This window comes from Pseudonocardia sp. Ae505_Ps2 (genome assembly GCF_001932425.1).
Classification (GTDB): domain Bacteria; phylum Actinomycetota; class Actinomycetes; order Mycobacteriales; family Pseudonocardiaceae; genus Pseudonocardia.
The window spans coordinates 4,942,143-4,965,445 of the sequence record NZ_MCIP01000001.1 but is presented as its reverse complement, the minus strand read 5'-3'; the positions used below and the strand labels follow the sequence as shown (position 1 = coordinate 4,965,445).

At 74.1% G+C, this 23,303-nt stretch carries 19 protein-coding genes; 6 read left to right on the top strand and 13 right to left on the bottom strand.

Features of this window, described 5'->3' with window-relative positions; translation table 11 throughout:
* Window positions 1–32 precede the first annotated feature (32 nt).
* Window positions 33–212, top strand: a complete 180-nt coding sequence (locus Ae505Ps2_RS33670; protein WP_233147554.1) for a hypothetical protein — start codon at window positions 33–35, stop codon at window positions 210–212.
* A gap of 101 nt (window positions 213–313) precedes the next feature.
* Here the strand turns inward: Ae505Ps2_RS33670 and purT are convergent, their stop codons facing one another.
* The 7 genes from purT to tkt all read right to left on the bottom strand — a co-directional run bounded on the left by purT (window position 314) and on the right by tkt (window position 9,863).
* Window positions 314–1,513 carry a formate-dependent phosphoribosylglycinamide formyltransferase gene (gene purT, locus Ae505Ps2_RS23255; RefSeq protein ID WP_075306121.1) on the bottom strand — a complete coding sequence of 400 codons (1,200 nt, stop codon included), beginning with the start codon at window positions 1,511–1,513 and terminating at the stop codon, window positions 314–316.
* Between the two features lie 77 nt (window positions 1,514–1,590).
* A complete protein-coding gene (gene pgl, locus Ae505Ps2_RS23250; protein ID WP_075306123.1) occupies window positions 1,591–2,382 on the bottom strand; it encodes a 6-phosphogluconolactonase in 792 nt (263 codons plus the stop codon).
* Window positions 2,379–3,329 (bottom strand): glucose-6-phosphate dehydrogenase assembly protein OpcA, encoded by a 951-nt coding sequence (opcA, locus tag Ae505Ps2_RS23245; RefSeq protein ID WP_075306125.1) that lies wholly within the window; start codon window positions 3,327–3,329, stop codon window positions 2,379–2,381. The genes pgl and opcA overlap by 4 nt, the downstream gene beginning before the upstream one ends.
* A 40-nt stretch (window positions 3,330–3,369) precedes the next feature.
* Window positions 3,370–4,914, bottom strand: a complete 1,545-nt coding sequence (zwf, locus tag Ae505Ps2_RS23240) for a glucose-6-phosphate dehydrogenase (protein ID WP_020626160.1) — start codon at window positions 4,912–4,914, stop codon at window positions 3,370–3,372.
* Between the two features lie 42 nt (window positions 4,915–4,956).
* The gene (locus tag Ae505Ps2_RS23235; RefSeq protein ID WP_075306127.1) at window positions 4,957–6,621 is read right to left on the bottom strand and encodes a hypothetical protein; all 1,665 of its coding nucleotides are present in this window, start codon (window positions 6,619–6,621) and stop codon (window positions 4,957–4,959) included.
* Entirely contained in the window at window positions 6,622–7,731 is a 1,110-nt protein-coding gene (gene tal, locus Ae505Ps2_RS23230; RefSeq protein ID WP_043280211.1) for a transaldolase, read from the bottom strand.
* 11 nt (window positions 7,732–7,742) lie between these two features.
* Window positions 7,743–9,863, bottom strand: a complete 2,121-nt coding sequence (tkt, locus tag Ae505Ps2_RS23225) for a transketolase (protein ID WP_075554304.1) — start codon at window positions 9,861–9,863, stop codon at window positions 7,743–7,745.
* 511 nt (window positions 9,864–10,374) lie between these two features.
* On the opposite strand from tkt, the gene Ae505Ps2_RS23220 reads away from it, so the two are divergent.
* Complete coding sequence (locus tag Ae505Ps2_RS23220) at window positions 10,375–11,295, top strand: heme o synthase (protein ID WP_233147767.1); 921 nt, start codon at window positions 10,375–10,377, stop codon at window positions 11,293–11,295.
* A 33-nt stretch (window positions 11,296–11,328) separates the two neighbouring features.
* Here Ae505Ps2_RS23220 and Ae505Ps2_RS23215 read toward each other — a convergent pair whose 3' ends face one another.
* The 6 genes from Ae505Ps2_RS23215 to mptB all read right to left on the bottom strand — a co-directional run bounded on the left by Ae505Ps2_RS23215 (window position 11,329) and on the right by mptB (window position 18,932).
* Window positions 11,329–13,347, bottom strand: a complete 2,019-nt coding sequence (locus tag Ae505Ps2_RS23215; RefSeq protein ID WP_075553987.1) for a prolyl oligopeptidase family serine peptidase — start codon at window positions 13,345–13,347, stop codon at window positions 11,329–11,331.
* Between the two features lie 52 nt (window positions 13,348–13,399).
* Entirely contained in the window at window positions 13,400–14,371 is a 972-nt protein-coding gene (locus Ae505Ps2_RS23210) for a quinone oxidoreductase (RefSeq protein ID WP_075306131.1), read from the bottom strand.
* 162 nt (window positions 14,372–14,533) lie between these two features.
* Complete coding sequence (locus Ae505Ps2_RS23205; RefSeq protein ID WP_075553986.1) at window positions 14,534–15,508, bottom strand: COX15/CtaA family protein; 975 nt, start codon at window positions 15,506–15,508, stop codon at window positions 14,534–14,536.
* Between the two features lie 24 nt (window positions 15,509–15,532).
* Window positions 15,533–16,288 (bottom strand): ABC transporter permease, encoded by a 756-nt coding sequence (locus tag Ae505Ps2_RS23200; protein ID WP_051050365.1) that lies wholly within the window; start codon window positions 16,286–16,288, stop codon window positions 15,533–15,535.
* 35 nt (window positions 16,289–16,323) lie between these two features.
* Entirely contained in the window at window positions 16,324–17,235 is a 912-nt protein-coding gene (locus tag Ae505Ps2_RS23195) for an ABC transporter ATP-binding protein (protein ID WP_075333476.1), read from the bottom strand.
* On the bottom strand, window positions 17,232–18,932 hold the full coding sequence (mptB, locus tag Ae505Ps2_RS23190) for a polyprenol phosphomannose-dependent alpha 1,6 mannosyltransferase MptB (RefSeq protein WP_084786405.1): 1,701 nt from the start codon (window positions 18,930–18,932) through the stop codon (window positions 17,232–17,234). The genes Ae505Ps2_RS23195 and mptB overlap by 4 nt, the downstream gene beginning before the upstream one ends.
* Window positions 18,933–19,187: 255 nt before the next feature.
* Between mptB and Ae505Ps2_RS23185 the strand changes: the two genes are divergently transcribed.
* The 4 genes from Ae505Ps2_RS23185 to sufC are packed head-to-tail and all read left to right on the top strand — an operon-like array spanning window position 19,188 to window position 23,302.
* On the top strand, window positions 19,188–19,874 hold the full coding sequence (locus Ae505Ps2_RS23185) for a transcriptional regulator (protein ID WP_226353297.1): 687 nt from the start codon (window positions 19,188–19,190) through the stop codon (window positions 19,872–19,874).
* Entirely contained in the window at window positions 19,871–21,307 is a 1,437-nt protein-coding gene (gene sufB, locus Ae505Ps2_RS23180; RefSeq protein WP_075306139.1) for a Fe-S cluster assembly protein SufB, read from the top strand. Before Ae505Ps2_RS23185 ends, sufB begins: the two co-directional genes overlap by 4 nt.
* Entirely contained in the window at window positions 21,304–22,494 is a 1,191-nt protein-coding gene (gene sufD / locus Ae505Ps2_RS23175; RefSeq protein ID WP_075333475.1) for a Fe-S cluster assembly protein SufD, read from the top strand. Before sufB ends, sufD begins: the two co-directional genes overlap by 4 nt.
* Before the next feature lie 37 nt (window positions 22,495–22,531).
* On the top strand, window positions 22,532–23,302 hold the full coding sequence (sufC, locus tag Ae505Ps2_RS23170; RefSeq protein WP_075553985.1) for a Fe-S cluster assembly ATPase SufC: 771 nt from the start codon (window positions 22,532–22,534) through the stop codon (window positions 23,300–23,302).
* Window position 23,303: the final 1 nt, after the last annotated feature.

Below are 23,303 nucleotides of genomic sequence, written 5' to 3'. Positions count from 1 at the left end.
CCGCCGACGACGGCAGCGCCACCACCTCGTCGGTGCGCACCGAGGACCAGCGGGCGACGAGCTCGGCGGCCGCGGCGTCCGGGGCGACATCGGCCAGCCCGGCGAGCGCGGCCACGTTCAGCGCACCCGCGCTCGTGCCGACCAGCACCGACGGCGCCGACCACGTCCTTGCCATCCGCGGAAGGAGCTCGGTCAGCGCACCCGCCTCGTAGGCCCCGCGCGCCCCGGCGCCGGCCACGACGAGTCCGGTCCGAGCCACCCCGCCAGGCTACCCGCGGTGGCCCCTCCCCAGGGCGACGGCGGGGACCCGCCGTCAGCCCCGCGGCACCGGCCGGACGTGACCGGCGGCGCGGGTCGCGCGCTCCCGGGCGGTGTCGACGTCGTCGGCGTGGGCGACCGCGACGCCCATCCGGCGCCGCTCGGTCGCGGTGGGCTTGCCGAACAGCCGCAGGTCCGCCCCCTCGACCGCGAGCGCCTCGGCGACGCCCTCGTAGGCGGGGGCGTCCATGTCCTTGCCGCCGTAGACCACCGCCGACGCACCCGGGGAGCGCAGTGCGGTGTCCACCGGCAGGCCCAGCACGGCGCGGGCGTGCAGCTCGAACTCCGAGAGCCGCTGGGTCGCCAGGGTGACCAGGCCGGTGTCGTGCGGGCGCGGGCTGACCTCGGAGAACAGCACGGTGTCCCCGCTCCCGTCGCGGCCCTCCCGGACGAACAGCTCCACCCCGAACAGCCCCCACCCACCGAGTGCCTCGGTGATCCGGGCGGAGACGTCGCGGGCGGCGGCCAGCGCGGCGTCGGACATGGGCTGGGGCTGCCAGGACTCGACGTAGTCGCCGGACTCCTGGCGGTGCCCGATCGGCTCGCAGAACGCGGTGCCGCCGGCGTGCCGGACGGTGAGCTGGGTGATTTCGTAGTCGAACTCGACGAAGCCCTCGACGATCACCCGCGGGTTCGACACCCGGGCGCCGGTGCGGGCCTGCTCCCAGGCGGCCTCGGCGTCGTCGGCGCTCTTCAGGACCGACTGCCCCTTGCCCGACGACGACATCACCGGCTTGAGCACGCACGGCAGCCCGACCGTGGCGACGGCGTCGCGGACCTCGTCGAGAGTGTCGGCGAAGACGTAGGGGGAGGTGGGCAGCCCCAGCTCCTCGGCGGCGAGGCGCCGGATGCCCTCGCGGTCCATGGTCAGCTTCGCGGCCCGTGCCGTCGGCACCACGGTCGTCCCGGCCGCCTCGATCTCCAGCAGCGCACCGGTGGCGATGGCCTCGATCTCGGGGATGACGAGATCGGGCGCCTCCTGCTCGATGAGCGTCGCCAGCGTCACCGGGTCGGTCATGTCGATCGCGTGCCAGCGGTGCGCCACCTGGTGCGCGGGTGCGTGCGGGTAGCGGTCGACGGCGACGACCTCCACACCCAGGCGCTGGAACGCGATCGCGACCTCCTTGCCCAGCTCACCCGAGCCGAGCAGCAGCACGCGGGTGGGGTCCGGGCCGAGCGGGGTGCCGATACGCATGACGGGGACCCTAACCGCAGGTCCACCTGCGGCACCCCGCCCGGGCGCGGCATCTCACATCCGCGCCCGGGCGGTGGTCAGGACACCCGGGCGACGAACCCGTCGGGCAGCTCCGCGGCCGCCTCGGTGTCGAGCAGCCAGCGGGTCGTGACGGTGCCGCGGGCCCCGCCGACCGGCAGCTCGGTCTCCGGTGTGCCGGTGAGCGCACCCGCGACGGCCGGTGCCTTGCCCGACCCGGCGGCGACCACCCACACCTCGCGGGAGCGGCGCGCCGCGGCCAGGGTCAGCGAGATCCGGGTCGGCGGCGGCTTCGGGCAGTCGAACACCGCGACGACCGTCGCCGCCTGCTCGTGCACGGCGGGGGAGTCGGGGAACACCGACAGGGTGTGGCCCTCCTCGCCCATCCCGACCAGGGTCACGTCGAACGCCGGGATGCCGTCGTCGTCGGGGCCCGCCAGGTCGTCGAGCAGCCGCGCGTAGTCGGCCGCGGCGGCCAGCGCGTCCTCCCGGGTGCCGCCGCCGGGCGGGGCCGCGGGCATCGGGTGCACCCGGGCCGGGTCCAGCGGGAGCGCGTCGAGCAGCGCCTCGCGGGCCTGGCGGTCGTTGCGCTCGGGGTCGTCGGCGGGGACGAAGCGCTCGTCGCCCCAGAACAGCTCCACCCGGTCCCAGTCGACGGCGTCGCGCGCCGGGGAGGCGGCGACGTCGCGCAACAGCGCGATCCCGACCCCGCCGCCGGTGAGCACCAGCCGTGGCACGGTGCCCGCGGCCTGCAGATCCACCAGCGCGGTGACCAGCCGGGCCGCGGTCGCCGCGGCGAGGGTGTCCTTGTCCGGGTGCACCGCGACCCGGACCTGCGACGTGGCGCTCACGCGCGCACCTTCAGCGGGGTGCGGCCGCGGGTCACCTTCGACACCCCGGCGAGGGCCTCGGCGTACACCTCGTCCGGGTCGAGCCTGCGCAGCTCCTCGGCGAGGCAGTCCGACACCTGCCGGCGCGCCAGCGCGATGAGGCGCTCCGGCTGCCCGGGCTGGCTCAGCCGGGCGGTCTTGCCGTCCGGGCGGGCCAGCTCGACGTCACCGGAGGGGCGCGTCAGCCGGACCAGGGCGAGCCCGTTGTCCTTCTCCGACGGCGAACGCTTCACCTTCACGCCCAGGCACGCGGCGAGCCAGCCCGCGATCAGCTCGGTGGACGGCGACACCGCCTCCCCGGCGACGACCGCCGACGTGATGCCCTCGAACGGCGGCACGTCCAGCGCCGCGGCCAGCTGGGCCCGCCACTGGGTGAGGCGGGTCCAGGTCAGGTCGGTGTCGCCCGGGGCGTAGTCCTTGCGGCGTGCCTCGAAGGCCTTCACCGGGTTCTTCGCCGAGAGCGCGTCGGTGATGCGGCGCTGCGCGAGGCGGCCCACCGCGTCCTCCGACGGCGAGGCCGGTGCCTCGTTCGGCCACCACGCGACGACCGGCGCGTCGGGCAGCAGCAGCGGCATGACCATCCCGGCGCCGGCGTCCGCGTCGGCCAGGGGGCCGTAGCCGCGGAGCACGATGACCTCGCTGGCGCCGGCGTCGCCGCCGACCCGGATCTGGGCGTCGAGCCGCGGCGAGGCCCGGCGCTGCCCGCGGGCCAGCACGATCACCCGGCAGGGGTGCTCGCGGCTGGCCGTGTTCGCGGCGTCCACGGCCCGCTCCAGCTCCGGGCCGTCCTCGGTCAGCACGACCAGGGTCAGCACCCGGCCCAGCGCGAACACGCCGCCGGACTCGCGGAGCTCGACGAGCTTGCGGTTGACCGCCGAGGTGGTGCTCGACGGGAGATCGATGATCACGATGGGGTCTCCGTCTTCTCCGCGACTGCCGTCGGTCCGCTCACGGCCGCCTCCAGTGGCGTCCGGTGCGGGCGAGCATCTCCTCGGCCGAGGTCGGACCCCAGGACCCCGCGGGGTAGGAGTCCGGGCCGCGCTCGTCGGCGGCCCAGTGCTCCAGCACCGGGTCCAGGATCTCCCACGACCGCTCGACCTCCTCGTTCACCGGGAACAGCGACGGCTCGCCGAGCAGCACGTCGAGGATGAGGCGCTCGTAGGCCTCCGGGGACGCCTCGGTGAACGCGTTGCCGTAGCCGAAGTCCATCGTGACGTCGCGGACCTCCATCTGGCTGCCCGGCACCTTCGACCCGAACCGCATGGTGACGCCCTCGTCCGGCTGCACCCGGATGACCAGGGCGTTCTGCCCCAGCTCCTCGGTCATCGTCGCGTCGAACGGCAGGTGCGGCGCACGCTTGAACACCACCGCGATCTCGGTGACGCGCCGGCCCAGGCGCTTGCCGGTGCGCAGGTAGAACGGCACCCCGGCCCAGCGGCGGTTCTCGACCTCGCAGGTGATCGCGGCGAAGGTCTCCGTGGTGGACTCCGGGTTGAAGCCCTCCTCCTCCTTCAGCCCCGGCACCTGCTCGCCGCCCTGCCAGCCGCCCTCGTACTGGCCGCGGGCGGTGGTGGCGTCGAGCGGGTGCGCGAGCTTGACCGCCTTGAGGACCTTGATCTTCTCCGCGCGCAGCTCGTCGGAGGAGAACGACGTCGGCTCCTCCATCGCGGTGAACGCGAGCAGCTGCAGCAGGTGGTTCTGGATGACGTCGCGGGCCGCGCCGATGCCGTCGTAGTAGCCGGCGCGACCGCCCAGGCCGATGTCCTCGGCCATGGTGATCTGGACGTGGTCGACGTAGTTGGCGTTCCAGATCGGCTCGAACAGCTGGTTGGCGAACCGCAGCGCCAGCACGTTCTGGACGGTCTCCTTGCCGAGGTAGTGGTCGATGCGGAACACCGAGTCCTCGGGGAAGACGTCGTTGACGATGGCGTTGAGCTCGATGGCCGAGGTCAGGTCGTGGCCGAACGGCTTCTCGATGACGACCCGCCGCCAGACGTCCGGGTCCTCCTGGGCGGACAGTCCGGAGCGGGCGAGCTGCTTGCAGACCACCGGGAACGCGCCCGGCGGGATCGACAGGTAGAACGCGTGGTTGCCGCCGGTGCCGCGCTTCTCGTCGAGCTCGCGCACGGTGCGCTCCAGCTCGTCGAAGGCGGCGTCGTCGTCGAAGGAGCCCTGGACGAACCGCAGCCCCTCGGCGAGGTGGTCCCACACCTCCTGCCGGAACGGGGTGCGGGCGTGCTCGCGCACGGCCTCGTAGACGACCTGGCCGAAGTCCTCGTTGTCCCAGTCGCGCCGGGCGAAACCGGTCAGGGCGAAGCCCGGCGGCAGCAGCCCCCGGTTGGCGAGGTCGTAGATCGCGGGCATGAGCTTCTTGCGTGACAGGTCCCCCGTCACTCCGAAGATCACCAGTCCGCAGGGGCCGGCGATCCGGGGGAGCCGCTTGTCACGGGGGTCGCGCAGCGGGTTGGTCCGTCCGCCGTTCGCGGTGGGCATCGCCCCTCCTAGTACTGGTGTTCTCGTGATCGGGACACCGGGTCACGGCTCTGTCGATGTGACGGCCCTGGCCAGGGTGACCAGCCCGGCGAGCCGGTCGGTCAGGTGCAGCCGCAGCACCGGACGTCCCCGGCGTCGCTGGTCGTCGATGACCGCCCGGGCCTGTGCCGCGTGCAGGCTATCCAGTCCCGGGCCGGGCGGCGAGGCGCCCGCGCCGACGGATCCCGGAAGATCACCGCCGGGTCCGTCCCCGGTCAGGTGACAGTGCACCGCGACGTCGGGTGCACCGGTGTCGCCGCTGCGGCAGGCCGGGGCCCAGCCGAACGCGACGGGCAGCCCGAGCCGGGCCACCAGTGGCCCGCGCAGCACCGAGACCGAGGCGTCGGACTCCGGGTCCAGCCAGGCCGAGACGACCGCCGGGGCCCCGTCGGCGACGGCGGCCAGCGCGTCGAGCGCACCGGCGACGGTGCGGGTGCCGGCCGGCAGCCAGTCCCCGGCGTGCACCGCGATCCCGCCGTCGACGAACGACGGCGCGGGGTCGGTGCCGTCGGCGGGCGCGGGTGGGGCGGGCGCGAACGGGTCGGTGTCGAGCACCCGCCCGGCCAGCGCCGCGGCGGCCTGCCACAGCACGACCGCGGCCCCCGGTCCGGCGTCGAGCCGCACCGCGCCGTGGCCCGGCCCTGGCCGCGGCCCGGTGCCGTCGGCGTGCACGTCCACGACGCCCGCGGGAGCGGTGGGCTCGCGGGGGCCGGGGCCCGCGCCGACCGGCTCGTCGGGCGGCACCGGCACGACGGTGAGCCCGGCGGCGGTGAGCAGCGGGGCCAGCCAGCCGGTCAGGGCGGGGGAGCGCTCGACGTCGCGCAGGGCGAGCAGCGAGCCGCGGCCCGCGACGAGCGCACCGGCCAGCAGCAGCGCCGGGTTGTCCGGGTCGTCGGCGGCCAGTGCGCGCTCGGCGGCGACGGCGTCGCCCAGGACGGCGGGCACGTCCGCTCCGGCGAGCCCCGCGGGGACCAGCCCGAGCGGTCCCAGTACGCCGAAACGGCCGGGCACGTCGGCGTCGAGGGTGACCACGACCGGACCGGGGTCGGCGGGGACGTCCAGCGGCGAGCCGGGCTCGGTCAGGTGCACGGTGCGCGCGGCGAGTGCCTGTGCGCCGACCTCCTCGGCGATCGCGGCGGCGACCACCCGGGTGACGGCCGCGACCACCGGGTCGGTGCCCGCCGCGTCGGCGACGACGAGGACGGTCTCGGCGAGCTCCCCGGACAGCGCCTCCGCGACCTGCACGGGGTCCGCGGAGTCCAGCGCGGTCAGCCGGGTCCCGTCCGGGGCGGTCCCGGCGACCACCCGGGCCGCGGCGACCGCGTCGGGCGTGCCGACGAGCAGCACCCGGTGCGCACCGGCGACGGCGAACCGCTCGCGCAGCGCGGCGACCTGGCCGACGAGTGGCCGGCTGCGGGTGGCGAGCCCGGCCCAGCCGGTGCGGGGCGGGGCACCCGCCGCGCGGGGCCCCCAGACGCTGGGGTCGCCGTCGGCGAGCCGGGAGGCGACGGTGTCGCCGGCCAGCTCGGCGGCGATCCGCCGGGCCGCCCCGGCGAACGGCTCACCGGCGAGCCGCACCCGCACCGGGGAGGGTGCGGGTACGGCCGGGCCGCCGGTGGCGGCGGAGCCGAGGTCGGCCCCGTCGCCACCAGGAGTGACCTCGTCCAACTACTTCGCGGAGTCGAGCTGGCCGCGGACGGTGTCCTGCAGCTCGGTCCAGGACTTCTCGAACTTCTCGACGCCCTCGTTCTCCAGGGTGAGGAACACGTCGTCGAGGTCGATGCCCTGGCCCTCCAGGTCGGTGAAGACCTGCTGGGACGCCCCGGCGGTGTCGGTGACCTTGTCCCCGTTCACCTCGCCGTGGTCGGCGAAGGCCAGCAGGGTCTTCTCCGGCATCGTGTTGACGGTGTTGTCCACGACCAGCTCGGACACGTACAGCGTGTCCGGGTAGTCGGGGTTCTTCACCCCGGTCGAGGCCCACAGCGGGCGCTGGGCGTGCGCACCCTTCGCGGCGAGGGCGTCCCAGCGGGCGCCGGAGAACGCGTCGCGGTAGGCGGCGTAGGCCAGCCGCGAGTTCGCGACGGCCGCCTTCCCGCGCAGACCGAGCGCCTGCTCGCCGCCGATCGCCTCGAGCCGCTTGTCGATCTCGGAGTCCACACGGGACACGAAGAACGAGCCGACCGAGTGGATCCGGGACAGGTCCTGGCCGTTCTCCAGGGCCTGCTCCAGGCCGGTCAGGTAGGCGTCCATCACGAGCTTGTAGCGCTCGACGGAGAAGATCAGCGTCACGTTCACGCTGATGCCCTCGGCGGTCGCCCGGGTGATGGCCGGCAGGCCCTCCTCGGTCGCCGGGATCTTCACCAGCAGGTTCGGCCGGTCGACGGCCTTGGACAGCTCGCTCGCCTGGGCGGCGGTGCCCTCGGTGTCGTGCGCCAGCCGCGGGTCCACCTCCAGGGAGACCCGGCCGTCGACGCCGCCGGTGCGCTCGAAGACGCCGGAGAACACGTCGCAGGCCTGCTGCACGTCGGCGACGGTGATCTCGCGGATCGCGGTGTCGACGTCGGCGCCCCGGGCGGCGAGCTCGCGGACCTGCGCGTCGTAGGCGGCGCCGTCGGACAGCGCGCCCGCGAAGATCGTCGGGTTGGTGGTGACCCCGACGACGTGCTTGTCCTCGATGAGCTCGGCCAGGTTGCCCGAGGTCAGCCGTTCGCGGGACAGGTCGTCGAGCCAGATGGAGACTCCGGCCGCGGAGAGTGCGGCCAGTCGGTCGTTGCTCACGTTCGCTCCCTTCACGCCGTCGTCGCGGCGAGGGTCTCCCGCGCGGCGTCGGCGACGGTGTCGGCGGTGAAGCCGAACTTCTCGAACAGGGTGGCGGCATCGGCGCTGGCGCCGAAGTGCTCGATGGACACCGATCGCCCAGCGTCGCCGACGACGGCGCGCCACGGCATCGCGATCCCGGCCTCGACCGAGACCCTGGCCCGCACCGCGGACGGCAGGACCGACTCGCGGTAGGCCTCGTCCTGGGCGTCGAACCACTCGACGCACGGCATGGACACCACACGGGTACCGACGCCGTCGGCCTCCAGCTTCTTCCGCGCCTCGACCGCGAGGTGCAGCTCGGAGCCGGTGGCGACGATCACGACCTGCGGGACGCCGGTCGAGGCGTCGGACAGCACGTAGCCGCCGCGCGCGACACCCTCGGCGGAGGTGCCCGGCAGGGTCGGCACGTTCTGGCGGGTCAGCGCGAACCCGATCGGCCCGTCCGACGGGCGCTCCAGCGCCGCCTTCCAGGCGTAGACGGTCTCGTTGGCGTCACCGGGGCGGACCACCGACAGGCCCGGGATCGCGCGCAGCGCGGCCAGGTGCTCGATCGGCTGGTGGGTCGGGCCGTCCTCGCCCAGACCGATCGAGTCGTGCGTCCACACGTAGATCGGGTTGGTCTTCATCAGGGCGGCGAGGCGGACCGCCGGGCGCATGTAGTCGGAGAACACCAGGAAGGTGCCGCCGTAGGCGCGGGTCGGGCCGTGCAGGGCGATGCCGTTGAGGACCGCGCCCATCGCGTGCTCGCGGACACCGAAGTGCAGCGTGCGGCCGTACGGGGAGGTCGTCCACATGCCGGTCGAGGCCGACTTCGGGCCGAACGAGTCGACGCCCTTCATCGTGGTGTTGTTCGACTCCGCGAGGTCGGCCGAGCCGCCCCACAGCTCCGGCAGCACCTCGGCCAGCGCGCCGAGCACGGTGCCGGAGGCCTTGCGGGTCGCCAGGCCCTTCTCGTCGGTGTCGAAGTGCGGCAGCGCGTCCGCCCAGCCCTCGGGGAGCTCCTTCGCGAGCAGCCGGTCGAGCAGCTGCTTGCGCTGCGGCTCGCGCTGCGCCCACTCGTCGAAGGTGCCCTGCCAGGTGTCGTGCGCGTCGCGGGAGCGCTCGCCGACGGCCCGGGTGTGGGCGAGGACGTCGGCGTCGACCTCGAAGTCCTGGTCCGGGTCGAACCCGAGGACCTTCTTGACCTCGCGGACCTCGTCGTCACCGAGCGCCGAGCCGTGCGCGGCACCGGTGTTCATCTTGTTCGGCGACGGGTAGCCGATCACGGTCTTGAGCACGATGATCGACGGACGGCCGGTCTCGGCCTTCGCGGCCTCGAGCGCGGCGAGGATGCCGGTGACGTTCTCGCCGCCCTCGACGACCTGCACGTGCCAGCCGTAGGCCTCGTACCGCTTCGCGGTGTCCTCGTTGAACGCGATGTTGGTGTCGTCCTCGATGGAGATCTCGTTCGCGTCGTAGATCACCGTGAGGTTGCCGAGCTCCTGGCGGCCGGCCAGCGACGACGCCTCGGAGGTGACGCCCTCCTCGATGTCGCCGTCGGAGGCGATCACGTAGATCTGGTGGTCGAACGGCGAGGACCCCTCGGGGGCGTCCGGGTCGAACAGACCGCGCTCGCGACGGGCGGCGATCGCCATCCCGACGGCCGAGGACAGCCCCTGGCCCAGCGGGCCGGTGGTCATCTCGACGCCGCGGGTGTGGCCCCACTCCGGGTGGCCCGGGGTGAGCGAGCCCCACGTGCGGAGGCTCTCGAGGTCCTCGCGCTCCAGGCCGTATCCGGCCAGGTAGAGCTGGATGTAGAGGGTGAGGCTGGAGTGGCCCGCGGAGAGCACGAACCGGTCGCGGCCCATCCAGTCCGGGTCGGCCGGGTCGTGGCGCATGACGCGCTGGAACAGCGTGTACGCCAGCGGGGCCAGGCTCATCGCGGTGCCGGGGTGTCCGCTGCCGCACTTCTGGACCGCGTCCGCGGCCAGTACACGGATGGTGTCCACGGCCCTGCGGTCGAGGTCGGTCCAGTCGTCGGGGACGTGCGCGCGGGTGAGCGCGGCGACGGCGCTGTCCCCGGCGTGGGGGGACGTAGCGGTCTCGGACAAGGCGATGGCTCCTGTACTCGCGTCGACGATCGTCGGTCTGCCGGTGGTGGATCCGGAGGTCCGCCCGGTGGTCGCGGCCACTGCGGTGGCGGCGACGTCGGCGGGTGTCGTGGTGACCCGGACCACCTGGCGGCATCCTCGCCGCCCCGACCCGGAACACCCTACTGCTCACGCCCGCGGCCAGCGGCTTTGCGCCTCGTGGCGTTCGGCGGACCGGGGCGCCGAGGTCGGTGTACCCGGCGGGCCCGCGACGCATGCCACCGGTTAGCATCGACGCGCTGTAGAACTAGGGAGGTCGCCACCGCGGCTACCCACCCGGTGTCCACGGCACCGAGCCGGTGCGGCCCCTCGGGCGGCGCGGCACGGGATCACTACGTCGAACCGAGCGAGGTACGAACAGGTGAGCGCACCCGCGTCAGGGCGGAGCCGGGCCGACGAGGCCGGAGTGCCGGCCGAGCACGTCCCGGCCGGACCGGACGCCGCGCCGGCGGCGACGCCCCCCGCCACGACCGTGGTGGTCCCGGCGGCACCGACCGGGCGCCTCGCCCGTGTCCGCGCCACGGTGGCGGCCTATCTGGGCCTCACCAAGACGCGGATCATCGAGCAGCTGCTCGTCGTCACCGTGCCCGCCATGTTCCTGGCCCAGCGCGGCGTGCCGTCGCTGCTGCTGATCGCGGCCACCCTGGTCGGCGGCGCGATGGCCGCCGCCGCGGCGCACGCGCTGAACTGCGTCGTCGACGCCGACATCGACCAGAAGATGGCGCGCACCGCCCGCCGTCCGCTGGCACGGGGACAGGTCCCCACCCGCAACGCGCTGGTGTTCGGCCTCGTCCTGGCCGCGCTGAGCTCGGTGTGGCTCGGCCTGACCACGAACTGGCTCGCCGCCGTGCTGTCGCTGGCCGCGATCGCGTTCTACGTGCTCGTCTACACGATGCTGCTCAAGCGGCGGACCTCGCAGAACATCGTGTGGGGCGGTGCCGCGGGCTGCATGCCGGTGGTGATCGGCTGGGCCGCGGTGACCGGCACCGTCGAGTGGCCCGCGCTGGTCATGTTCGGTGTGATCTTCTTCTGGACGCCGCCGCACTTCTGGGCACTGGCGATGCGCTACCGCGAGGACTACGCCGCCGCCGGGGTGCCGATGCTCCCGGTCGTCGCGCCCGCGCCCGCGGTGTCGGTGCGGATCGTGGTCTACAGCTGGGTGATGGTGGCCTGGAGCCTGCTCCTGCTGCCGGTGACGTCGTGGGTGTACCTCGCGGTGGCGCTGCTCGGCGGGGCCTACTTCGTGTTCCGGGCGCACCGGCTGCACCACCAGGTGAAAGAGGGCGGCGAGATCTCCCCGATGCCGCTGTTCCACCTGTCGAACATCTACCTGTGCGTGCTGTTCGCGGCGATCGCCGTCGACGCCGCGCTGGGGCTGCCGGTCCTGTTCTGAGCCCGGACCGGCAGCCGCCGGGGCGGTGGCCGGTCAGCGCAACAGGTCCGGGGTCTCCCACTCGGTGCCCAGCACGTGGTGGTCCAGGAACGCCCACACCGTGCGGTACCAGACCTTCGCGTGGTTCGGGGCGAGGACCCAGTGGTTCTCGTCGGGGAAATACAGGAACCGGTGCGGGTTGGCCTCCGGGTCGGCCTGCCGGGACACCAGGTCCCACCACAGCCGCAGCCCCTCGCCGATCGGCACCCGGTAGTCGCGGTCGCCGTGGATCACCAGCATCGGGGTGGCGATCGCGTCGGCGTGCCGGTGCGGGCTGTTGGCCTGGGCCATCGCCGGGGTCATCTCGGTCAGCCAGTACTCGGCGTGGTCGGTCGTCGGCCCGAACTGGTCGAGCGCCCACAGGCTGGCGTGGGTGACGATCGCGGCGAACCGGTCGGTGTGCCCGGCGACCCAGTTGGCCATGTAGCCGCCGAAGGAGCCGCCCATCGCCGCGGTGCGGGTGTCGTCGATGTCGGGCCGGGCGGTCGCGGCGTCGGTGGCGGCCATCAGGTCGGTGAACGGCGCGCCGCCCCAGGCACCCCAGCCGCGCTGGACGAAGTCCTGGCCGTAGCCGGTCGACAGGGCCGGGTCGGGGAGCAGCACGGCCCAGCCGCGTGCGGCCATCAGCCACGGGTTCCACCGCCACGACCAGGCGTTCCAGCTGGCCAGCGGGCCGCCGTGGATCCACAGCAGCAGCGGTACCGGGTGCTCGGCGTCGGCGCCTTCGGGCAGGACCAGCCAGGCGCGGACCCGGGTGCCGTCGGCGGCGGTGGTCTCCAGTTCGGTGAGCGAACCGGGCAGTGCGGGCGCCGCGGCGGGTGCGGGCAGGTGCTCCGGGACGGCGTCGTGGCCGTCGGCGGGGATCCGGACCGGGGCGGGCGGCGCGTCGTAGGCGTGGCGCAGTGCGTAGACCCACCGCCCGTCCGGCGACGGGCACGGGTCGGAGTAGGTGCCGTGGTCGCCGGTCAGCCGGGTGACGGCGTCGTCCTCCCCGGTCGCGCCCAGCTCGATCCGGAACAGCGGGCCGCGGCCGTTCTCGTCGGCGGTGACCACCAGCGCGGACCCGTCCCGGGTCCACCGCGCCGCGGTGGGCCACCGGTCCCAGCCCGGTGCCACCGGGCGCGGTGCGCCACCGGCGAGCGGGACCAGGACCAGCTCGATCCGCGGCGCGACCTCCGGGGTGGAGACGCGTTCGCGCAGCGCGACGACGGTCCGCCCGTCCGGGCTGATCCGGGGCGCGGCGTACTCGTGCCCGTCGTCGTCGGTGAGGCCGCGGTGCTCCCCGGTCGCGGTGTCGACCACGACCAGACCCGGCCGCCAGGTGCCGTGGCCGTGCGCGCGGTACCAACCGGTCACCACCGAGCCGCCGTCGGGGGACACGTCGAACGCGGTCTCGTCCAGCGCACGGCCCGGCGCCGGGGTGAGGTCCCGCCACGGGTCCGTCTCCCCGGGGGTGGCCAGGAGCAGCCGTTCCTCGGCCGGGCCGAGGTCGTGGTCCCAGTGCCGCACCGGGTAGCCGGTGTGCAGCATCGCGGTGACCTTGCCCTCGGTGCGCGCGCTGCGGCGCTGCTCGTCCTCCTCGGTCGTGGTGGCACCGGGCAGCGTGGGGGAGGACACGACGACCGTCCCCGCGTCGGCGGCGACAGCGACCGCGGAGATCCCGCCGGGCCGCGCCCCGGCGGCCTCGCCCCCGGCCGCCGGGAGGCGCCACAGCGAGGTCGGCGGCTCGGTCTCCCCGGTGGCATCGGGGTCGGGGCGGGCGGACCGGAACAGCAGGTCGCCGTCGGGGGTGAAGACCGGCCCGGACTCGCCGGCCGCGCCCCGGGTCAGCCGCCGCGCCGGGGCGTCCCCCGCGGGGTCGATCTCCCACAGGGCGGTCCGGTAGCGGGTGCCGTCGGCGTCGAGCTCGGCGACGCCGGTGACCAGGCGCTGCCCGTCGGGGGACAGGGTGAGCCCGCCGAGGCGGGGGAGCGCGACGTAGGCGTCGAGGTCGTGGAACGGGGTGTCGGTCACGCCGTCGGTTCTACCGCACGCCGCGCGGCGGACCGACCCCCGTGGCGCCTCGTCAGGGGACGAGCAGCACCTTGCCGGTGGTGCGGCGGCCCTGCAGGTCGTCGTGGGCGGTGCGGGCGTCCGCCAGGCCGTAGCGGTGTCCGATCCGTACGTCGAGGCGGCCCGCGGCGACCTCGCCGTACACGGCCGCCGCGCGAGCGCGCAGCTCGTCGGTGGTGGCGATGTAGTCGAACAGCTTCGGGCGGGTCAGGTACAGCGACCCCGCCGCGTTGAGCCGCTGCGGGTCGAACGGCTCGACCGGGCCGGACGCGGCGCCGTAGAGCACCAGCGTGCCGCGACGGCGCACCGAGGCCAGGCTCGCGTCGAACGTGCTGCGCCCGACCGAGTCGAACGCCGCGTGCACGCCCTCGCCGCCGGTGAGGTCGCGGACGGCGGCGGCCAGGTCGTCGACCGCGGTGTAGTCGATCACCTCGTCGGCGCCGGCCCCGCGGGCCAGCTCGGCCTTCTCCGGCGTCGACGTCGTGGCGATCACCCGGGCGCCCTTGGCGACGGCCAGCTGGGTGAGCAGCAGCCCGACGCCCCCGGCCGCGGCGTGCAGCAGGATCGTCTCCCCGCCGCGCAGCGGGAAGCAGTCGGTGACCAGGAAGTGCGCGGTCATGCCCTGCAGCGCCGCGCCGACCGCGACGTCGTCGGCGACGCCGTCGGGCACCGGGACGGCCTTCGCCCACGGCACGGCGACCTGCTCGGCGTAGCTGCCCAGGGTGTTGGCCCAGGCGATCCGGTCCCCGACCGCGACGCCGTCGACGTCCGGGCCCAGCGCGGTGACCCGGCCCGCGCCCTCCAGCCCCGCGACGTAGGGCGTCGGCATCGGGTAGATGCCCTCGCGCTGGTAGGTGTCGATGAAGTTCACGCCGGCCGCGGCGACCTCCACCAGCACCTCGCCCGGACCCGGGACCGGGGCGTCGGTGTCGACGACCTCCAGCACCTCGGACCCGCCGGGCTCCCGCACCCGTACCGCACGCATGTGTCCTCCTCGTCGCTCGCCGCTGCTGCCGGTCCCGATCATGCCCGCACGCGTCGCGGCGCGGCATCCGGGAGACGGCCCGCCGCGAGCCCGGTGCGCGCGACGAGACCGTCGGTCGGCAGCGGGTCGCGCAGCACGTCGTCCGGACGGACCCGTGCCGGCTCAGGCCGACGCGGCGGCGGGTTCCGGGGCGGTGTCCGCCGGGTCACCGGTCGGGGTGGCGCGGGGGTCGACGGCGGCCGGCCGGGTCGCGGTCCCGGCACACACCCAGGCGGCCGCGGCGGCGGTCAGCCCGGCGCCGAGCACGTGCAGTGACACCAGCAGCTCCGGGACCCCGAGGGCGTACTGGACCCCGCCGAGCGCGCCCTGGGCGAGGACGACCACGACGAGCACCCGGAAGCGGCGCTGCAGCGCCTGCGGGGCGGACACCGCGCGCAGCAGGAACCCGAGCCCGACCAGGGTCCCGAGGTAGAGGAACAGGGTGTCGACGTGCAGCTGCGCGAGCGCGGGGATCGGCACGTCCAGGCGCGGGGTCTCCGGGTCGCCGCCGTGCGGACCCGCCGCGGTGACCAGCGTCCCGGCGACGAGCAGCACCGCGAGCACCGCGGTGGAGAACAGCACCAGCCCGCGCCCGGCGGCGGGCACGGTGCGGGTCGCCGGGCCGTCGGCCTCGGTCGCCGCGCCGACGAACAGCACCGAGAACCAGACCAGCACCATCGAGGCGAGGAAGTGCAGCATCACCGTCCACCAGGCCAGACCGAGGAGCACCGTGATGCCGCCGATGACGGCCTGCGCGACGACGCCGAGCGGCATGGCCAGCGCGAGCGCGGTGAGGCGGCGCCTGCGGGGCCGGGTGAACAGGGCCCCGAGCAGCGCGGCGCCGGCGAACAGCACGACCAGGATCCCGAGCAGCCGGTTGGAGAACTCGATCCACATGTGCAGCGGCGCGATCTCGGCGTGGTCGACCGGGATCATGCTGCCCGGCTCGCACTGCGGCCAGGTCGAGCAGCCGAGCCCCGAGCCGGTGACCCGCACGACCGATCCGGTCACCCCGATCCCGATCTGGGCGACGAGGTTCGCGATCGTGAGCCGGCGCATCAGCACCGGCGGGGTGGAGGGCACGCGCGACGACAGCACACTACGCATCGTAGAAGATGGGTCTCAGGTCCAGCGCACCAGCCGCGACGCCGCCACCCCGGCGACGACGGCCCACCCGGTGAGCACCAGCAGGGGCCCGGCCGACGGGAACTCGCCCGCGCCGAGCGCCGACCGCAGCGCCTCGGCCAGCGCCCCGGACGGGAGCCACGGGGCGATCGCCGCCAGCGGTCCCGGCAGGTCCGCGACCGGCACCACGATCCCGCCCGCCAGCAGCAGCGCGAACCACACCAGGTTGGCGACGGCGAGCACGATCTCCGCCCGCAGCGTCCCGCCCAGCAGGATGCCCAGCGCCCCGAACGCGGCAGCGCCGAGCAGCACGGCCAGCGCGGCGCCGTCGAGCCGGGCCCCGGCCGGGGACCAGCCCAGCAGTGCGGCGAGTACGCCGAGCAGCACCACCTGGATCACGACGACGGCGGCGACCGCGGTCAGCCGCCCGCACACCAGCAGCCAGCGGGGCAGCGCCGTAGCGGCGAGCCTGCGCAGCGCGCCGTAGCGGCGGTCGAAGCCGAGCGCGATGGCCTGGCTGGTGAATGCCGAGCTCATCACGGCCAGCGCCAGCATGGCGGCGAACAGCCACGCCACCCGCGGCTCCGGGGCGGGCACCGCCGGGACGAGCGTGAGCCCGGCCAGCAGGGCCGCCGGGATAAGCAGGGTCAGCAGCACCTGTTCGGCGTTGCGCAGTGCGAGCCGGGTCTCCAGGCCGCCCTGGGCCCGCAGCATCGTCAGCGCACGTCCGCGGCCGGGCGCGGGGGTGAACATGCCGTCGGGGAACGGCGGGGCCGTCGGCGGGGTCCTCACGAGCGCAGCTCCCGTCCGGTGAGGTCGAGGAAGACGTCCTCCAGGCTGCGGCGCACGACCTGGACGTCGTCGGCGAGCACGCCCTGGTCGGCACACCACGAGGTGATGGCGGCGAGCGCGGCCGGGTCGATCCGGCCGCGGACCCGGTAGCGGCCGGGGGAGGTCTCGCAGCTGGCGTAGCCGGCGGGCAGCCGGGCGTCGAGACCGTCGACGTCCATCCCCGGCCGGGCCCGGAAGCGCAGCTCGGTCTGGTCGCCCGCGGTCAGCTGCGCCGGCGAGCCGTGCGCCACGACCCGGCCGTGGTCGATGATCACGACGTCGTCGGCGAGCTGTTCGGCCTCGTCCATCAGGTGGGTGGTGAGCAGCACCCCGACGCCGTCGCGGCGCAGCGCCCGCACCAGGTCCCACACCAGGTGGCGGGCCTGCGGGTCGAGACCGGCGGTCGGCTCGTCGAGGAACACCAGCTCCGGGCGCCCGACGACGGCGCAGGCCAGCGCCAGGCGCTGCTGCTCCCCGCCGGAGAGCCGCTTGTACGGCGTGCCCGCCCGCGGTCGAAGCCCGAGCACGTCGAGGAGCATGTCCACGTCGAGCGGGTGCGCGGCGCAGTCGGCGACCAGGTGCAGCATCTCCCCGGTCCGCACGGCCGGGTACGCGCCGCCGCCCTGCGGCATGACGCCCACGCGGGGGCGGACGGTCTCGTCGGCCGGGTCGTGGCCGAGTACCCGCACCCGCCCGGCCGAGGGCGCCCGGAAGCCGGTGCACACCTCGACGGTCGAGGACTTGCCGGCGCCGTTCGGGCCGAGCAGGGCGAGGACCTCGCCGCGGGCCAGGTCGAGGTCGATCCCGTCGACGGCGGTCGTGGTGCCGTAGCGCACGACGAGGCCGCGGATCTCCAGGGCGGCGCTCACCGGGCGGGCTCCGTGTCCGAGGCCGCGCGGGTCCCGGCGGGGGCGTCGCCCGGGGTGGCTGCGCCGTCGGCGTCGTCGGCGTCGTCGGGGCCGCCGGGGCCGTCGGCGGCCGCGTCGCCGGGGGCGCGGATCAGCCGCGCGACCACGTACAGCGCGAGGGCGTACATGACCGCGCCCGCGGTGATCGCCAGCGGCAGCTGGAATCCGCGGAAGAAGAAGTCGGCGCCGGTGGGCGGCACGACCAGGGCCAGCACCACCGACAGGAGCAGCAGGCCGCGGCGGTAGAACGGCATGGCCCGGGTGACGACCAGCGGCAGCAGGGCCCAGAACAGGTACCACGGGTGCACGACCGGGCCGAGCAGCACGACCGCGCCGAGCCCGAGACCGGTGCCGGTGACCGGGTCGACCGTGCCGCGCAGGCAGCCCAGCAGCAGGGCGACCACGATGACCACGATCGGCAGCACGAACAGGCTGCGCATCAGGCCCATCGTGGTGTCGAGGTGGTCACCGAGCCCGGCGAGCCTGCCGACCTGGCCGGCGAGCAGGCCGAGGTTGGTGCTGATCGACATGGGGGAGATGAGCGCGCTGGGCGCCGACAGCCCGCGCACCCAGTTGAAGCCCAGCCCGGTGGCGAGGCTGAAGAAGGTCAGCACCGCGGCGGCGATCGCGGACAGCCACGCGGTCGTCACGGCCCAGTCGACGAGCCTGCCGCCGCGCCTGCGGACCAGGTACACGCCGACGAACCCCAGTGCGAGCAGCGCGGGGAGCTTCACCGAGGCGGCGGCGACGATCAGCGCGGCGCCGGCGGTGATCCGCCACCAGGGCTGCACGGTGTCGTCGCGGCCGAGCATCACCCAGAGCCCGAGCAGCATCAGCGGCAGCATGATCGACTCGTTGTGGATGCCGCTGACCATGTGGAACAGCACCAGCGGGTTCGCCGCGCCGAGCCACAGGACCAGCCCGGCATCGAGGTCGAAGCGCGACGCGAGCCGCGGCAGCACCCACACCAGCAGGGCGACCCCGGCGAGCGCCAGCAGCCGGTGTTCGAGGATCCCGAGGACGACGTTGTCCCCGGACAGCGCGGTGATCCCGCGCCCCAGGCCGAGGAACAGCGGGCCGTAGGGCGCCGGGGTGTCGCGCCAGACCGTGGGGATGCCGCGGACCAGCGGGTCGTCGATGCCGAGCGCCTGCGCCGGGCCGATCGAGTACGGGTCGATCCCGCGGGCGAGCGTCGCGCTCTGGGCGAGGTAGCTGTAGATGTCCTTGGAGAACATCGGCGGCGCCAGGGCCAGCGGCACCCCCCACAGGATCGCGGTGCGGCCGAGCTCGCGACGCTCGGGCGCGGGGTGCCGCGCCCCGCGGGTGGTGAGCATCCGGGCGATCCACAGCCAGGCGGTGACCACCATCAGCAGGCCCGCGTAGGTGACGGCGATGGCCAGGGTGACGTTGCGCGCGGGCAGCCCGATCACGCGCAGCCCGTTCAGCGGGTTCGGCACCGGGAACGCCCCGGAACCCAGTGCGCTGATCCCCATCAGGAGCGCGCCGATCAGGCCGAGGATCCGCGCGATCCGGGCCTGCTCGCGCAGGCCGCGCCGGGCCCGGTGGCCGGTCGACGGCGGTGCGGCGGGGGGATCGGACGGCGCCGCACGCGTCGGGGGGTCGTCGCGCCCGGGCGGGGCGACCTCGGGCGTCACCATGGGAGAAGAGGCTAGTGGTGCCGCCGCGGGGGGTCCGGTACCGGCCCTCACCTGCGGGTGGAGTGAGCCCGGTCACCGCGGCGGGGGGCCTGTTTTGCCGTGCCGACCGATATACGCAACACTGGTGTTGTGAAAACGGACCGGACAGCGCCGCGGCGCCTCGACGACCCTGCCTGCGGGCACGGCGTCGCGGGCGACGCCGTGGTGCCCGCCGGATCCGGGACGGGTACCCGTGCCCTCGTGGCGCGGGTGCTCATGGAGCAGGGTCCGGTCACGGCCGCCGTCGTGGCGGCCGAGCTGGAGCTCACCGAGGCCGCCGTGCGCCGGCACCTCGACGCGCTGATCGTCGACGGCGAGGCGGAGGCCCGGGCCCCGGCCCGGTCCGCCCGGCCGCGGGGCCGGGGTCGTCCGGCCCGGGAGTACCTGCTCACCGACACGGGCCGGGTCCGGTTCGGGCACGGGTACGACGACCTGGCCACCCAGGCTCTGCGCTTCCTCGCCGACACGGCGGGGGAGGAGGCGGTCGACGCCTTCGCCCGGCACCGGGTGCGCGAGCTGCTCGGGTCCGACCTCGACGCGGTGACCGCTCCGGCGGAGCCCGCGGAGCGGGTCGAGGCGCTCGCCCGGGTGCTCAGCGCCCGCGGCTACGCCGCACAGACCCGGCGCGGCGGGTTCGGGGTGCAGCTGTGCCAGCACCACTGCCCGGTCGCCCACGTGGCCACCGAGTTCCCGGAGCTCTGCGAGGCCGAGACGCGTGCCTTCGCCGATCTGCTGGGCACGCACGTGCAGCGGTTGGCCACGATCGCCCGCGGCGACGCCGCGTGCACCACACACGTGCCGCTCGAGGATCCCGAACTCCTCGCGCGGGTACGGGACAGGGGAGCCGCGGGTACCGCGCAGCTCCCACCACCACGGTCCCCGAAAGGGAGGCAGTCCTTATGACGACCACTCCTGATGTGCGCACCGAGCTCACGCAGGAGGAGACGATCGCGGCGCTCGGCCGGTACGACTTCGGCTGGGCCGACTCCGACGAGGCGGGCTCCATCGCGAAGCGTGGCCTGTCCTCCGAGGTCGTCGCCGACATCTCCCGCCTGAAGAACGAGCCCGAGTGGATGCTGGAGTTCCGGCAGAAGGCGCTCGACATCTTCGGCAAGAAGCCGATGCCGCGCTGGGGCTCCGACCTGTCCGGGATCGACTTCGACAACATCAAGTACTTCGTGCGCTCCTCGGAGAAGCAGGCCGCCACCTGGGAGGACCTGCCCGAGGACATCAAGAACACCTACGACAAGCTGGGGATCCCCGAGGCTGAGAAGGCCCGCCTGGTCTCCGGTGTCGCCGCGCAGTACGAGTCCGAGGTCGTCTACCACTCGATCCGCGAGGACCTCGAGCAGCAGGGCGTCATCTTCCTGGACACCGACACCGCGCTGAAGGAGCACCCGGAGCTGTTCCGGGAGTACTTCGGCTCGGTCATCCCGTCCGGTGACAACAAGTTCTCCGCCCTGAACTCCGCGGTCTGGTCCGGCGGCTCGTTCATCTACGTCCCGCCGGGTGTGCACGTCGACATCCCGCTGCAGGCCTACTTCCGGATCAACACCGAGAACATGGGCCAGTTCGAGCGGACGCTGATCATCGTCGACGAGGGTGCCTACGTGCACTACGTCGAGGGCTGTACCGCGCCGATCTACAAGACCGACTCGCTGCACTCGGCCGTCGTCGAGATCGTGGTCAAGAAGGGCGGCCGCTGCCGCTACACCACGATCCAGAACTGGTCGAACAACGTCTACAACCTGGTCACCAAGCGCGCCAAGGCCGAGGAGGGCGCGACCATGGAGTGGGTCGACGGCAACCTCGGCTCCAAGGTGACCATGAAGTACCCGGCCGTGTGGCTGATGGGCGAGCACGCCAAGGGCGAGGTCCTCTCGATCGCGTTCGCGGGCGAGGGCCAGCACCAGGACGCCGGCGCCAAGATGGTCCACCTCGCGCCCAACACCTCCTCGACGATCGTGTCGAAGTCGGTGGCGCGTGGCGGCGGCCGTACGTCCTACCGCGGCCTGATCCAGGTCAACCCGCGCGCACGCAACTCCCGGTCCACGGTGAAGTGCGACGCGCTGCTGGTCGACACGATCTCCCGCTCCGACACCTACCCCTACGTCGACATCCGCAACGACGACGTGTCGATGGGGCACGAGGCCACCGTCTCCAAGGTCTCCGACGACCAGCTCTTCTACCTGATGAGCCGCGGTCTGACCGAGGACGAGGCCATGGCCATGGTCGTGCGCGGGTTCGTCGAGCCCATCGCGCGCGAGCTGCCGATGGAGTACGCGCTGGAGCTGAACCGGCTGATCGAGCTGCAGATGGAGGGTTCCGTCGGATGACGACGAGTGACGTTGCCGGCCTCGCGCCCGAGCTGGAGGGCGCCAAGGAGGGGCAGGGCGAGGTCCCGATCGCCTCGGCCGGTGAGCGCTTCCAGTCCTTCGACGTGGAGGCGTTCGAGGTCCCCGGGGGCCGCGAGGAGAACTGGCGGTTCACCCCGCTGCGGCGCCTCAAGGGCCTGCACGACGGGTCGGCCGACCTGCAGGGCTCGCCCGTGGTCACGGTCACCGAGGCCGCGGGGGTCACGGTGGAGACCGTCGGCCGCGACGACGCCCGTCTCGGTGAGGGCGGCACGCCCTTCGACCGGGTCGCCGCCGCCGCGTGGTCCGGCTTCGCCGAGGCCACCGTGGTGACCCTGGACGGCGAGAAGGTGGAGCCGGTCACGATCACCGTGGAGGGCCCCGGCGAGGGAGTCTCCGCGGCCGGCCACCTGCACATCCGCACCACCCCGCACACGCAGGCGACGGTCGTCGTCGTGCACCGGGGCTCGGGCGTGCTGGCCGACAACACCGAGGTCGTGCTCGCCGACGGCTCGCACCTGACCCTGGTCGTCACCGAGGAGTGGGCCGACGACGCCGTGCACGTGGGCGCCGAGCACTACTCGGTCGGCCGCGACGCCACGCTGCGCGGGACGACCGTGCAGCTCGGCGGCGACCTGGTCCGGGTCTCCTCGACCGTGCGCTACGCCGGCCCCGGCGGCGACGCGGAGCTCCTCGGGCTCGGGTTCACCGACGCCGGCCAGCACCTGGAGCAGCGGCTGCTGGTGGACCATGCGGTGCCGAACTGCAAGTCCAACGTGCTCTACAAGAACGCGCTGCAGAGCCTCACGAAGGACTCCTCGCACGTGGTGTGGATCGGCGACGTGCTGATCCGGGCCGCCGCGGAGAACACCGAGACCTTCGAGTTCAACCGGAACCTGGTGCTCACCGAGCACTGCCGCGCCGACTCCGTGCCCAACCTGGAGATCGAGACCGGCGAGATCGTGAGCGCCGGCCACGCCAGCGCGACCGGCCGGTTCGACGACGAGCAGCTGTTCTACCTGCGCAGCCGCGGCATCCCCGAGGACCAGGCCCGCCGCCTCGTCGTCCGCGGGTTCTTCGGCGAGGTCCTCAACAAGATCACGCTGCCGGAGCTCAAGGAGCGACTGGAAGCGGCCGTCGAGGCCGAGCTCGCCCTGACCGGCGTCTGATCCCACACCCTTCCCGAATACGGAGCGACCACCACAGATGTCCACTCTGGAGATCAAGGACCTGCACGCCTCGGTCGAGACGGCCGAGGACGGTCCCAAGGAGATCCTGCGCGGCGTGAACCTCACCGTCCGCGCGGGCGAGACGCACGCGATCATGGGGCCGAACGGCTCCGGCAAGTCCACGCTGGCCTACGCCATCGCCGGGCACCCGAAGTACACCGTCACCGGCGGCGAGGTGCTCCTCGACGGCGAGAACGTCCTGGAGATGTCGGTCGACGAGCGGGCGCGCGCCGGGCTGTTCCTGGCGATGCAGTACCCCGTCGAGGTCCCGGGCGTGTCGATGGCGAACTTCCTGCGCTCGGCGGCCACCGCCACCCGCGGCGAGGCGCCGAAGCTGCGGACCTGGGTCAAGGAGGTCAAGGAGGCCATGGCCGGCCTCGACATCTCCCCGGAGTTCGCCGACCGCTCGGTCAACGAGGGCTTCTCCGGCGGTGAGAAGAAGCGCCACGAGGTGCTCCAGCTCGAGCTGCTGAAGCCGAAGTTCGCCGTGCTCGACGAGACCGACTCCGGCCTCGACGTCGACGCCCTGCGCGTCGTGTCCGAGGGCGTGAACCGGTACCGCTCCGGCGGCGAGACCGGCGTCCTGCTGATCACGCACTACACGCGGATCCTGAACCACATCAAGCCGGACCGCGTGCACGTGTTCGCCGGCGGCCGCGGCGTCGAGTCCGGCGGCCCGGAGCTGGCCGACGAGCTCGAGAAGAACGGCTACGTCCGGTTCACCCGGGCCGACAAGGCAGCGGTCTGAC